Annotated in this window: 13 protein-coding genes and 1 tRNA gene; 8 read left to right on the top strand and 6 right to left on the bottom strand. The window is 62.7% G+C overall.

Going from position 1 to position 12,755, the window contains the following annotated elements:
• Positions 1-8: 8 nt before the first annotated feature.
• The 4 genes from sppA to C8264_RS15835 all read right to left on the bottom strand — a co-directional run bounded on the left by sppA (position 9) and on the right by C8264_RS15835 (position 4,164).
• A complete protein-coding gene (sppA, locus tag C8264_RS15820; protein ID WP_108461940.1) occupies positions 9-956 on the bottom strand; it encodes a signal peptide peptidase SppA in 948 nt (315 codons plus the stop codon).
• 66 nt (positions 957-1,022) lie between these two features.
• The gene (locus C8264_RS15825; RefSeq protein ID WP_108461962.1) at positions 1,023-1,511 is read right to left on the bottom strand and encodes a GNAT family N-acetyltransferase; all 489 of its coding nucleotides are present in this window, start codon (positions 1,509-1,511) and stop codon (positions 1,023-1,025) included.
• A gap of 129 nt (positions 1,512-1,640) precedes the next feature.
• On the bottom strand, positions 1,641-3,353 hold the full coding sequence (gene rpsA, locus C8264_RS15830; RefSeq protein WP_108461941.1) for a 30S ribosomal protein S1: 1,713 nt from the start codon (positions 3,351-3,353) through the stop codon (positions 1,641-1,643).
• A gap of 163 nt (positions 3,354-3,516) precedes the next feature.
• A complete protein-coding gene (locus C8264_RS15835) occupies positions 3,517-4,164 on the bottom strand; it encodes a (d)CMP kinase (RefSeq protein ID WP_108461942.1) in 648 nt (215 codons plus the stop codon).
• 241 nt (positions 4,165-4,405) lie between these two features.
• Between C8264_RS15835 and C8264_RS15840 the strand changes: the two genes are divergently transcribed.
• The 4 genes from C8264_RS15840 (at position 4,406) to C8264_RS15855 (ending at position 7,848) form a co-directional block, all read left to right on the top strand.
• Positions 4,406-4,810, top strand: coding sequence for a TIGR02300 family protein (locus C8264_RS15840; RefSeq protein WP_108461943.1), 405 nt, complete (start codon positions 4,406-4,408; stop codon positions 4,808-4,810).
• 140 nt (positions 4,811-4,950) lie between these two features.
• Positions 4,951-5,026 (top strand) — tRNA-Ala (locus C8264_RS15845).
• A 534-nt stretch (positions 5,027-5,560) separates the two neighbouring features.
• Positions 5,561-6,154 (top strand): exopolysaccharide biosynthesis protein, encoded by a 594-nt coding sequence (locus C8264_RS15850; RefSeq protein ID WP_162783692.1) that lies wholly within the window; start codon positions 5,561-5,563, stop codon positions 6,152-6,154.
• Positions 6,151-7,848, top strand: a complete 1,698-nt coding sequence (locus tag C8264_RS15855) for an alpha/beta hydrolase (RefSeq protein WP_108461945.1) — start codon at positions 6,151-6,153, stop codon at positions 7,846-7,848. Before C8264_RS15850 ends, C8264_RS15855 begins: the two co-directional genes overlap by 4 nt.
• A gap of 40 nt (positions 7,849-7,888) precedes the next feature.
• On the opposite strand, the gene C8264_RS15860 is transcribed toward C8264_RS15855, so the two are convergent.
• Positions 7,889-8,776: a YsnF/AvaK domain-containing protein gene (locus C8264_RS15860; RefSeq protein WP_108461946.1), complete on the bottom strand. Its 888-nt coding sequence runs from the start codon at positions 8,774-8,776 to the stop codon at positions 7,889-7,891.
• Between the two features lies 1 nt (position 8,777).
• Positions 8,778-9,173 carry a YsnF/AvaK domain-containing protein gene (locus C8264_RS15865; RefSeq protein ID WP_108461947.1) on the bottom strand — a complete coding sequence of 132 codons (396 nt, stop codon included), beginning with the start codon at positions 9,171-9,173 and terminating at the stop codon, positions 8,778-8,780.
• A gap of 151 nt (positions 9,174-9,324) precedes the next feature.
• Here C8264_RS15865 and C8264_RS15870 point away from each other — a divergent pair, with 151 nt between their 5' ends.
• The 4 genes from C8264_RS15870 to C8264_RS15885 all read left to right on the top strand — a co-directional run bounded on the left by C8264_RS15870 (position 9,325) and on the right by C8264_RS15885 (position 12,476).
• Entirely contained in the window at positions 9,325-9,597 is a 273-nt protein-coding gene (locus C8264_RS15870) for a hypothetical protein (RefSeq protein WP_108461948.1), read from the top strand.
• Positions 9,598-9,601: 4 nt separating this feature from the next.
• The gene (locus tag C8264_RS15875; RefSeq protein ID WP_108461949.1) at positions 9,602-10,744 is read left to right on the top strand and encodes a winged helix-turn-helix domain-containing protein; all 1,143 of its coding nucleotides are present in this window, start codon (positions 9,602-9,604) and stop codon (positions 10,742-10,744) included.
• A gap of 74 nt (positions 10,745-10,818) precedes the next feature.
• Complete coding sequence (gene pncB / locus C8264_RS15880) at positions 10,819-12,129, top strand: nicotinate phosphoribosyltransferase (RefSeq protein WP_108461950.1); 1,311 nt, start codon at positions 10,819-10,821, stop codon at positions 12,127-12,129.
• A gap of 98 nt (positions 12,130-12,227) precedes the next feature.
• Complete coding sequence (locus tag C8264_RS15885) at positions 12,228-12,476, top strand: hypothetical protein (RefSeq protein WP_108461951.1); 249 nt, start codon at positions 12,228-12,230, stop codon at positions 12,474-12,476.
• The last annotated feature ends 279 nt before the right edge of the window (positions 12,477-12,755 follow it).

A 12,755-nucleotide genomic window follows, 5' to 3' on the forward strand; every position in this document is an offset into this window, starting at 1 on the left:
TCCCAATATCAGGAGCGCGGCCCAACCTGCCAAAGGGAAACCAAGCCGTCAAGCGTGATGGGGCCTTCCGGCAGGCCCAAAGCGGCACGCGCCTGCCCGCCAAGGATGGTTCCGAGCAGGCTGAAGCCCGTGTCGGGCTCCGGCCAGGCGGTGTCGATCTCCAGATCGGCGGCGATGCCGCGCTCCGCTTCCAGCCATTCGATGGCCTCGGTTTCCCCGCCGATGGCGTCGATCAGACCGCTTTGGACACCCACGCGACCGCTCAGAATGCGCCCATCGGCCAGCGCCAGGGCCTCCGGCCGCGCCAGGTTGCGGCGTTCCGCCACGATATCGACGAACCACTGGAAGCTGTCATCGACCAGCGCCGCGATGGAAGCGCGCGGTGCGCCGTCCAGCGGTTCGTTGAAGTCGGGCTCGGCCTTGAGCGGACCGGAAGCGACCTTGTCGAAATCCAGCCCGATGGTGTCGAGCAATTTTCCCGCATTGACGTGCTGATAGAGCACGCCGATGGAGCCCACGATGGAAAGGCGGCGGGCAAAGATGCGGTCGGTGCCGATGGCGGCCATATAGGCGGCCGAGGCACCCAGTTCCTTGATCACGGCGACGGTCGGCTTGACTTCGCGCAGCCGGTTGAGCGCTTCATAAAGCTCTTCGCCGCCCGCCGTGCTGCCACCGGGCGAGTTGATGGCGACGATCACCGCCTTGACTCTGTCGTCCTCGGCCAGCTCCCTGATGGCTTCGAGCCGCTTGGTGTCGGTGGAAATGGCGCCATCGATCACCAGCCGGGCAATATGGTCGCCCAGGCCCCGCTCCGGCAGGGCGAACCGCCCAAGCCCGACCAGTACCGCAATCCCCAGTGCGACAAAGGCCAGCACCCGCCACAGCCCGCGCGAGCGGCGATAGCGTTCGCTGGCAATTGCAGCATGAGGATCGGAAATTGCTGGCTGTTCGGTCATCTTCATCTCACGCGGCAGGTCGTGCCCCTGAGGTAATGGTGCCCACCTCTTGTGGCAAGCACGTCGCTACAGAAGCTTGCTCATATAGCGCGCCGAATGCTCGTAGCTTTGCAGCTTCTCGCGCAGCGCCGGCACGTCCAAAACGCGAAAGCCGTGCTTGTGCCAGAAGGGGAGCGAACCGTTGACGGCGACGAGGCTGATGGTCTTAAAGCCATGCAGCCGCGCATGGCGCAGGATTTCGCCCACGATCATCGCCGCAGCGCCCGTGCCCCGCGCCGGATTGAGCAGCGCCAGGTCATGAACATAGAAGGTGTCCGGATCGGGCGGAATGGCACCCAGCAGGGCATTGAGCTCCGGCACGGTGCCCAGGCGCCAGGGGTGGCTCAACAGATAGCCTGCAGGCGCCCCATCGAGCTCCAGCAGCCGCGTGCCGTCCGGATAAAGCCTTTGCCGCTCGGCAAAGACCGCGACATCCTCGGGAAAATCGGGATGGACCTTGGCGGCAATGGCTTCGACCACCGGCAGGTCCAGCGTGGTCAGAGCGCGCCAGTGCATCGCAAGCCTCATCATTCGCCCTCAGGCTGCTTCCTTTTCAACCGGACAACCGGCGCAGGCGCCTTCCTTAGAAAGCAAAAGGCCCGCGCTGTGAAGCGCGGACCCGATGTTTGAGAGCTGGCGAACAGCTTAGTTGCTGTCGCGGCCCTTGAGCGCTGCGCCCAGGATGTCGCCCAGCGATGCGCCCGAATCGGACGAACCGTAATTGGCGACGGCTTCCTTTTCCTCGGCGATTTCGAGCGCCTTGATGGAAAGCTGGATGCGGCTGGTCTTGCGATCGTACTGGGTGACGCGTGCGTCGACCTTTTCGCCCTTGCTGAAACGCTCTGGACGCTGATCGTTGCGATCGCGGCTGAGGTCGGCACGGCGGATGAACGCAGTCATCTCGGTGTCGGCGATACGGACTTCGATGCCCCCATCGTTGACTTCGATGACAGTACCGGTGACCACGGCGCCCTTGCGGATGCCGCCCTGATCGCTGCCGGCTTCGGCAGACGAGGTGGTTTCGCCGGTTGCCAGCTGCTTGATGCCAAGCGAGATGCGTTCCTTTTCGACATCAACGTCGAGGACCTTGGCCGAAACCATGTCACCGCGGTTGTAGTCTTCCAGGGCCACTTCGCCGGACTTCTGCCAGTCGAGGTCGGACAGGTGAACCATGCCGTCCACATCGCCTTCGAGGCCGATGAACAGGCCGAATTCGGTCTTGTTCTTGACTTCGCCTTCGATGGTGGAGCCCACAGGGAACTTCTCGGCAAACGATTCCCACGGATTCTGCAGGGTCTGCTTGAGACCAAGCGAAATGCGGCGCTTGTCGGGATCGACCTCGAGCACGATGACTTCGACTTCCTGGGAGGTCGAGACGATCTTGCCGGGGTGGACGTTCTTCTTGGTCCAGCTCATTTCCGAGACGTGGATCAGGCCTTCAATGCCGGGCTCGAGCTCAACGAATGCACCGTAATCGGTGATGTTGGTCACGCGGCCGGTGAACTTGGCCTGGATCGGGTACTTGGCTTCGATGCCGTCCCATGGATCGGACTGCAGCTGCTTCATGCCGAGGCTGATGCGGTGCGATTCGTGGTTGATGCGAACGATCTGGACCTTGATGGTCTCGCCGATCGTGAGCACTTCGGACGGATGGTTCACGCGACGCCATGCGATGTCGGTGACGTGGAGCAGGCCGTCAATGCCGCCGAGATCAACGAACGCACCGTAATCGGTGATGTTCTTGACCACGCCGTCGACAACCTGGCCCTCTTCGAGCTGCTGCACGATTTCCGAACGCTGTTCGGCACGCGACTCTTCGAGAATGGCACGACGCGAGACAACGATGTTGCCGCGACGCTTGTCCATCTTCAGGATCTGGAACGGCTGCGGCACGTTCATCAGCGGCGCGATATCGCGGATCGGACGGATGTCGACCTGCGAACGCGGCAGGAAGGCGATGGCGCCTTCGAGGTCGACCGTGAAGCCGCCCTTGACCTGGTTGAAGATGGTGCCTTCAACGCGCTCGTTGTTGTTGTACATGACTTCGAGCTTGACCCAGCTCTCTTCACGACGGGCCTTCTCACGGCTGAGAACGGCTTCACCGGCAGCGTTCTCGACGCGGTCGACATAGACCTCGACGATGGAGCCGACCTTGATGGTGCCGTCACGGCCAGCCTGGCCGAATTCCTTGAGCGCGATGCGCCCTTCGGTCTTGAGACCGACGTCGATGATCGCCAGATCCTTTTCGATCGCGACCACGGTGCCCTTTACGACGGCACCCTCTAGCGGCTCGTTGTCGACGAAGGAGTCCATCAACAGCGATTCAAAATCTTCTTTCGTCACAGTTTGCTGTGCCAAATATCTTCTCCGTTGCGCCGGTGGTTTGGGGTTGAAGACCGAAAGCCCGCCACTTCAAAAGCGAAGTGCCGGCGCGCGAGCGCTCGGTCGAACAGTTGATTTGCGGTGTTTTCCGGCTGGCTTCGCTGGGTGATTGCCGGGGCCGAAACACTCAAGGAGGAAATTAGGGCTGCTGCCCTGCCTTGAGCGCCATGGTCCGATCGACGATCGCGATGGCTGCGCGGAGTGCGGCCTCTATATCGAGAAGCGTGGTGTCGAGCAAGTGCGCGTCATCGGCTTTATAGAAACCACCATGGGGATTGGCCATGTCACGGGCGTCCCGCTCTTCTATCTGGTGAAACAGGGCGTAGCGATCAACCACCTGGCCACGTTTTTCCAGCTGCCGCGCCCGGCGCTCCATGCGCGCCTTGCTGTCGGCCTGGATGAACAGCTTTACATCCGCCTCGGGACAGATTTTCGTGCCGATATCGCGCCCGTCCAGCAGCGCGCCACCGGGCTGCAGCGCAAAGCGGCGCTGGTAATCGAACAATGCCTGCCGCACCGGCCCGATCACCGCCACCTTGCTGGCCAGCACGCCACTATGAGCCGCCGTCAGCGCCTCGAGATTTTGCAGCTGGCTCGCATCCAGCGTCCGCGCCGCCTCGATGGCCGCACCCTCAAAGCCTGGCTGGTCTTCCAGGTCGGCAACGGCAAGGCCGACCGCCCGATAGAGCAGCCCCGTATCCAGGTGCGGCAGCCGGTAATGGCTGGCCAGTCCTGCGGCAAGCGTGCCCTTGCCAGACGCTGCGGGTCCATCCACGGCAATAATCATGCGGGTTCCGATCCTTGGCCATCCACCGCACCCGTTTAGGACAATCGGCGCGCCGGGCAAATGCCAAATGCGGGAAATTACCAAGCCCTGGGGAGCCTCTCGCTGCGTCGGCCGTTCCGCCCAAGGGTTGCGGCGGTTTCGCCGCCGCGCATTTTCGGTTTGACAGGGCCCGGCTTTGTCCATAACCGGACTGACCGAACCGGGCTCCACGAGCCCCTTAAACATTCCATGAGGAACATCGATGGCCAGTTCCGAACGCGGCACCAAGCGGACCGACCCAGATACGGGCAAGAAGTTCTATGACCTGAACATGGACCCGATCGTTTCGCCCTATACCGGCAAGAGCTATCCGCGCTCCTATTTCGAGCAGGTTCTCGTCAGCAAGGCTTCTCCCGTGACCGCCCGCAAGGCCGACAGCGAGGACGAGGATGAGGTCGAAGAGGAAGTCGAGGACGTCGCAGCGCCCGAGATCGTCTCGCTCGAGGATGCCGACGCCGAAGAATCGGGCGACGAGGATATCCCTGACGTCGAGGACGTCGAAGTCGACGAAGAACTCGGCGAGGACGAGGCGGACGTGTTCCTCGAAGAGGACGAAGACGAGGACGACGAACTCGGCTTCGACGTCGGCGGCGACGAAGACCGTTGATTTAACGTGACTTTCCGGCCGGCTTTGCACAAAAGCCGGCCGGATAAAAAAGTGTCATTTAGGCACTTGCGTGGCCGGGGATCATCCAATAGGTTCCGCCTCGCTTCGGGACGCCAAGTGCTCCCGAGACCCAATGGAATGGGGCCTTAGCTCAGCTGGGAGAGCGCTTGCATGGCATGCAAGAGGTCAGCGGTTCGATCCCGCTAGGCTCCACCATTTCCTCCGTTACATCGAAGCTTCGGCTTGTGCCCCATAGTTCCCGAGTTTTGGCTTTGGGGTCTGCAACCGGCCGCCGCTTGAACCCGCGATGGGTCCCCACCCACCGCGTTTCCCTCGGACTTGATCCGAGGGCCACCCTCAGCACGGCACAAGCTGTAAGAGACCCTCGGATCAAGTCCGAGGGAAGCGCCTGAGCATGGGCGATTCAGGGGGCAAACACGTCGCGCAGGAAGGATTCCTTAGTAGACCTCATGCGGAACCTGTCGAACCACGAGGTCGTGGCACCTCCACTACGTCATTCCCGCGAAAGCGGGAATCTCACTTCACTTCAGCGCAGTGGGATTCCCGCCTTCGCGGGAATGACGCCGCGGGAATATCGACCTTGTCGCGGCACAACTGGCGAAAAACCTCCGAACCACCTCCCGAACCACAACGGCCACCCGAAATAACCCCCAGCCCCCACCCCCCGCCTTGTCCTTTCCCCCACACCCGTTAATCTCCCCCGGTCATCCGAGCGAACACCCAGGTTCCGTGTCCCCAGTCGAAGTTCAAGTCGCGGCGATTGCCGACAATGTCAGCCGCGCGGAGCGCGTGACTGCGGGTGAATTGCTGGCGCTGCTCGGCAATGCGTCCTATCCGATGGTGATACTGGTCCTGAGCGTGCTCAACATGATCCCGGGCCCACCCGGCTATGGCGGCACCATTGCGCTGGCCATCATGGCTGTGACCGTCACCATGCTGGTGGGCCGGCCGCTGCGGCTTGGCGGCTGGATCGGACGCCTGCCATTGCCGGGCCGGCTGCTGGAGCGGATGATCGGGCAGATGCGCTGGCTGGCCCAACTTATCGCCCGCGTGTCACGGCCCCGGCTGGGAGCATTGACCGGGCCGCGCAGCGAGTATTTCCTGGGCATCTTCATTCTCGTGGTCAGCCTGCCCATGGTCCTGCCGATCCCCTTCATCAATGCCGTCCCCAATACCGGCATTGCGGTGATCTGCGTGTCGCGCATCAACCGGGATGGCTTTGGCGTCCTGCTGGGCATGCTGATCGCCGTGATCGGCCTTGGCATCGCGGGCGGCGCCATCTGGGCCGCAATAAGCCTTGCGCAAACGGTGCTGGCGGCATGAGCGGGGTGGCCCGGCGCCTGTGGCGGCAATTGGATCACCTTTCCACCGGCGGCTGGCTGCTGGGCCTCCTTTTCTTCGCCCTGGCGCTGACCCCCTCGCTAATCCCCCGCAATTTCGTCGTTCAGGGCATTTTGTGCGGCTGCACCTTTGCTGCCGGCTATGGCATCGGCGTGTTTCTCGAATGGCTCTGGGATTATCTAGAACTGCGCTGGCCGACGCCCGAGCTTGCCAAATGGGTCGGCCGGCTGCTCGCCCTGGCGTGCCTCGTGCTGGCCATCGCCTTTTTGTGGTTCTCCACCGGCTGGCAGAATTCCATCCGCGGCGTCATGGGCATCCCCCCGGTCGAGGCGCGGCAGCCCTGGCTCGTGGTCGCCATTGCCATATTGCCCGGCGCGATCCTGATCGGGTTGGGCACGCTGCTGGTGCATGGCGTGCGGATCGTTGCCCGCTGGCTGAGCCGCATCATTCCGCGCCGCGTGGCACTGGTGGGCGCGATCCTGGCGGTCAGCGTCCTCGCCGGCATGGTGGGAGAGGGTGTTGTTGCGCGCGGCCTGTTGAACCTCGCGGACCGCTTCTATGGCAATCTGGATACGCTGGCCGGCAGCTACACCGCTGCGCCCACCGACCCCTCACGCTCTGGCGGCCCGGGTTCGCTGATCCCCTGGGATACGATCGGGCTCGATGCCCGCATCTACGTACAGTCCGGTCCCACCCCGACCGAGATCGCCGAGATCACCGAACGCCCCGCCGTCGAGCCATTGCGCATCTATGTCGGCCTGCGTTCGGCGGAAACCCCGGAAGAGCGCGCCGCCCTTGCCCTGGCCGAAATGGACCGGGTGGGTGCTTTCGAGCGCTCCGTGCTGGTGCTGATCATGCCGGTGGGCACCGGCTGGGTCGAGCCGGCGGCGATCGATACGCTGGAGTTCCTGCATGGTGGCGATGTTGCCAGCGTTTCCGTGCAATATTCCTATCTCACCAGCTGGATTTCGCTGGTGTCCGAGCCCGATGTGGGCGTCCATACCGCCCAGATGCTGTTCAACGCCGTCTATGAGCGCTGGTCGGCCATGCCGGAGGGTGAGCGGCCGCGGCTCTATCTGCATGGGCTGAGCCTGGGCGCCTATAGCGCCATCGCCTCGGCCTCGCTCTACGATATCATCGCCGATCCCTTCGATGGCGCGCTCTGGGTCGGTGCGCCCTTCGCCAGCGTCACCTGGCGCAATCTGACAATCAATCGGGAACCCGGCTCGCCATGGTGGCGGCCGCAGGTGGCGCAGGGCACGGCCGTACGTTTTTCCAATGGCAATGGCGATCTAGCCGAGGACACCAGACCCTGGGGCCCGCTCCGCATCGTCTATCTGCAATATCCCAGCGACCCGATTGTCTTCTTCGAGCCCGCCATGCTGTGGCGCGAGCCGGTCTGGCTTTCGGGGCGGCGCGCCGAGGGCGTTTCGCCGCTGCTCAACTGGTATCCGGTGGTCACGTTCCTGCAGCTGGCGCTGGACATGGCATTGGCGCAGACGGCGCCGATCGGTTTTGGCCATGTCTATGCGCCGCAGGATTACTTCGATGGCTGGGTGCAGGTAAGCCAGCCGCAGGGCTGGTCCGAAGAGGAACTCCGCGCCCTGCGCGAACGTCTCAGCCGGCATGGAGACCGGCACGTGATCGAAGGTGGCTGGTTCCGCAATCCGGCTTGAAAAAACAGGCGCCTGCGTGGTTCGCAGGCGCCCGGTATGATTAGCGGCGGCTGATGCGCTCGCTCTCGGCAATATTGCGATCGTCTTCGATCTCGACTTCGGTCTTGCGGACGGTGTCGTTGACCGTTTCCTGGCGGTCGGTGCCTTCCTTGCGCAGGGAGATTTCCTCGGTGACGCGGGCTTCCTTGCTCACCACAGCTTCCTCGCCATGCGCCTCGGCCTCGATGGTGCGGTCACGGAAAGCGGCATCCGCATCGCTCAGCGGACGGTCGACCGGACGCCGATCCAGCGTCACGCGCTCTTCATGCAGGTTCACATCGGCGCTGACAGGTTCCTCGCGCAGATAGGAACGAACGCGGACGCGGCCAAGATTGACGTCGCGCTTGCCCACGACAAGCCGTTCGTCGACCACGGGGATGGTTTCGTCCGTCGTGGTGCCGAGCGAATTGCTGGTGTCCAGATTGCGGTCGTTGAGCGGCTGTGCATCGCTAAAATTATCTGCGGTGTCGAGGTCCGTATCATAGCCGGTCGCGCCGGCCTGATAGCCGCTCCAGCCTTCCGAGCGCCAGGACTGTTCGCGCTCGTCCAGATCGATGGAGCCTTCATCGTCCAGAATATCGACCGCACGTTCGTAATGGGCCAGTTCCAGATCGTTGACCACCACCAGATAGCCGCCACGGCTCAGCCCTTCCGCATAGGTGTAACGGTCCTCGTCGGGCATGAAGAAATCGGCCAGCGAGGCGAAAAAACCGCGATGCTGCTCGCTGCGGTCGGTGACCGGCGTATCGCTCTCATAGCCTGGCACGAGCCGGACGCTATCGGCGGGAATACCGGCCTCGACGAGGCGGTCTACGGCATGCTGTGCATCGTTCTGGGTATCAAAGAAGGCGGACACGGTCCGCGATTGCGTTTCCGAGATCTGGCTCATTTCATCTATCCTCTTCGTTGGGGTTTGTTGCCGGCGCGTCGCGGTCGACAACGGCGTACTGCTTGCGCAGCGTCACCGGCACTTCGACGGATTGGGTTGTTGTGGTCTGGCGGATGTGGATCTCCTCCCGGAGGACCAGCCGCTTTTCGACCACCAGTCTTTCCTCGACGACGGGGACAATGGTGACCCCGCCTTCTGTCCGGACCGAAGGCGCCGCCTCGATTTCGCGGTCCACGGGAACACGGGTGACTTCCACGTCACTCTGCTCCAGCGCTGCCGAGACAAGTTCTTCGTGCGCCTGGGTCTGCGTCTGAACGCGGACCCTTCCGGTCACCACGTCACGTTTCTGCAACGTGGCGGTTTCGGTCACGATCGGCAGCACATCGTCGTCTTGCATGGCACTTTTCCGCTCCGGACCCTGCCAACGGGTCGCAGTGGACATCGTTCCAACTTGTGATAAGCCGCCCCACTTTGTGAACACGGATGGCTGTTAACGCTTATTTCACCGTGGGAGGCAAAACTCGAAAGACGTGCAGAGAGCTATCCAGATGCGAAATATCGAAATCCTTGATGATGTCCGCTTGCGGTTTCCCGGCCGCGACGCCGAATTCGATCTGGGTGTGGAAGTGGGATCGCTCAGCGTCTTGATGGCGCAGGGCGCGCCCCTGATCCAGCGCGAGGTGTCACCGGCCGCCGTCGAGCAATTGCGCCCCATTGCCGAGCGCTTCCGCTATGCGCTGGTGGCAACCGCCTCGGGCGACGAAACGATGAGCGTCAGCCTCGTGCACTGGTCGCGCCGGCCTTTGCTGCGCGTCGTCTAAAACCCTGCCAAAGCCACCACTCACGCTTGAGCAAACCCGCGCGCGCCACATCTGGATCGCGGCGCAGCGGCTCGACCGGTTCGAACCCTTCGGCCAAGGCCCCGACGCTGCACTCGCGGCCATCACCCAGCTTGGCTATGTGCAGATCGACACCATCAACGTCATCGAGCGCTGCCACCACCACATCCTTCATTCCCGCATTCCCACCTATCGCCGCGCCGACCTGACGCAGCTGCAATCGGCCGACAAATCGATCTTCGAATACTGGACCCACGCGCTGAGCTACGTCCCCACCTCAGCGCTGCCGTTTTACCTGCCGGCCATGAAGCAACAGCGGCTGACGCCCAGCCGCTGGTTCGGCTCCGCTACCGCCGATGAAACCAAGGCCATGCTCAAGCGGCTGCGCGACGATGGCCCGCTTTCGATCCGGGACATCGCCGATGACGAGCTGGTGGACAAGAACCACCCCTGGGCCAGCCGCAAGCCATCAAAACGCGTCCTTGAAATACTGTTCTACCAAGGCCTCGTCACCATTTCGGTGCGCCAGGGCATGGTCAAAACCTATGACCTCACCGCCCGCCATTTCGGCTGGACCACCCAGCCAAAGCCCGCCACCGAGCGGCAGGTCACCGCCTATCTGCTCGACCGAGCGCTGCAGAGCCAGGGCGTCGTCAGCCTTGATTCCATCTGCCACCTCAACGCCCCGGCCAAAAGGCAAGTGCGCGAACTCATCGAGAGCCGCGTCCGCCGCAAGCTGCTGGTGCCGGTCCGCATCGAGGGCAGCACGGTCGAACACTGGACGACCCCAGAAACGCTGGCCTCATCCCCGTCCGAGCCGCCAACGCTGGTTCACGTCCTCTCCCCCTTCGATCCCCTGGTAATCCAGCGCAAGCGGCTCAAGCTCTTTTTCGACTACGAACACCTGTTCGAAGCCTATCTGCCCGCCCCCAAGCGCCGCCTGGGCTATTTCGCGCTGCCGGTGCTGCTGGGCGACCGGATCGTCGCCGCCATCGATCTCAAGACCGACCGCGCCGCCGGGAAACTGCTGATCCAGCAATGGACCAATCTGGCCGATGCGGGCGCCGAGGGAAAAGCCGCCATCGACGCGGCCCTGACGCGATTCGAGCGCTTCCAGCTGGGCGACTAGACGGCTTGGGCCTTCCGCGCCTTTCAATCACCCCCCACATTGGGTAAAAGCCTTGCCGCGAAGTGGGGAACACCATGGCGACTTATACCGATATTGCCCGGCGGGTGTACAACCACACCTGGAAGCTCGATCCCATCGTGCGATCGCTTCTCGATACCGATTTCTACAAGCTGCTGATGCTGCAGATGATCTGGGGACTCTACCCCAAGGTCAACGCCACCTTCTCGCTGATCAATCGCACCAAATCGGTCAAGCTCGCCGAAGAGATCGACATCGACGAATTGCGCGCCCAACTGGAACATTGCCGCACGCTGCGCTTTGGCAAAAAGGAAATGATCTGGCTGGCCGGTAACAGTTTTTACGGCTCCAAGCAGATTTTCGAGCCCGCCTTCCTCAAATGGCTGGAAGATTTTCGCCTGCCCGAGTTTCGCCTGGAAAAGCGCGACGGCCAGTTCGTGCTGGAATTCCCGGGCCTGTGGCTTGAAACCACCATGTGGGAAATCCCGGCCCTCGCCATCATCAACGAGCTGCGCTCCCGCGCCGCGATGAAGCATTACGGGCCGTTCACGCTGGACGTGCTCTATGCCCGCGCCAAGACCAAGATGTGGGACAAGGTCGAGCGCCTGCAAAAGCTGCCCGAACTCAAGATTTCCGATTTCGGCACCCGCCGCCGCCATTCCTTCCTCTGGCAGCGCTGGTGTGTCGAGGCCCTGAAGGAAGGCATCGGCGAAGCCTTTACCGGCACCTCCAACGTCAAGCTGGCGATGGACAATGACCTGGAAGCCTTGGGCACCAATGCCCATGAGCTGCCCATGGTGCTGGCGGCCCTGGCAAAAACCGACGATGCCCTGCGCGCTGCGCCCTATCAGGTATTGCAGGATTGGGAGAGCTATTACGGCGGCAATCTCAAGATAGTGCTGCCCGATGCCTTCGGCACGGATGCCTTCCTCAAGCACGCGCCCGATTGGGTTGCCGACTGGACCGGCTTCCGCCCCGACAGCGCCCGCGCCATCGAGGGCGGCGAGCGCATCATCGCCTGGTGGAAGGAGCGCGGCCGCGACCCGCGCGAGAAGCTTTTGATCTTTTCCGATGGTCTGGACGTCGACATGATCGAGGAAGCCTATCTGCATTTCGAAGGCAAGGTGCGCATGGCCTTTGGCTGGGGCACCAACCTCACCAATGATTTCGAGGGCTGCGCCCCCGACGGCCCCAACCCCGGGCTCGATCCGATCTCCATTGTCGCCAAGGTCAGCGAAACCGATGGCCGGCCAGCGGTCAAACTCTCCGATAATCCCGCCAAGGCCACCGGCACGCCCGAAGAGATCGCCCGGTACCTGAGGCTTTTCGGCGACGCCGGCATGGTGGAACATCGCGTCAAGGTCTGATCGTCGATCAAATCATTCCTCCTCGGGGGGAAACCAAACGACGAATCGCCGATTAACCCCTCTGGCGCGCCATTGCGCCGGCTGGGGCTTGTGTGTTCTTGGAATTGATCGACATCGCAGTGCGGGACAAGCAACCACATCCCCGCCTGCCCGGCCGCATCACCGGCCACGTCCGCGCCGTGCTCAGCGAAGACATCGGCGGACAAATCCAGAACCACGAACTCGCCATCCCCGTCTGGGCCGACACCCCCCAAGGCGCCACCGATGCCGATATCGACATGGCCCTGATGCTCAAGGCCGCAGGAATCATTGCGCGGCTAAAGGCAAACTTCCGCACCGAGCCCTAGCTCTGAGTAGACCTCATCCTGAGCCTGTCGAAGGACGAGGTCGTGGCACCCCAGCCTACACTCGCCCGACCTCGTGGTTCGACAAGCTCACCATGAGGTCTCCTAGGGTAAGATGCGCGAGACCCAATCTCCCCACAACCACCGCCCCATCACCTCGCCCCTTGTATGTTTCCTTTGAGGCCGTGATTGACGATGATCGGCCTTGGAGCGTGGCGTGAGCCATGGTCCGGGCCGGATAGCCTGTAGCCCCTCAGAGCCAGCCAAGCTCGCCCTTGAGCA

It is taken from the genome of Devosia naphthalenivorans (assembly GCF_003056355.1).
Lineage (GTDB): Bacteria > Pseudomonadota > Alphaproteobacteria > Rhizobiales > Devosiaceae > Devosia > Devosia naphthalenivorans.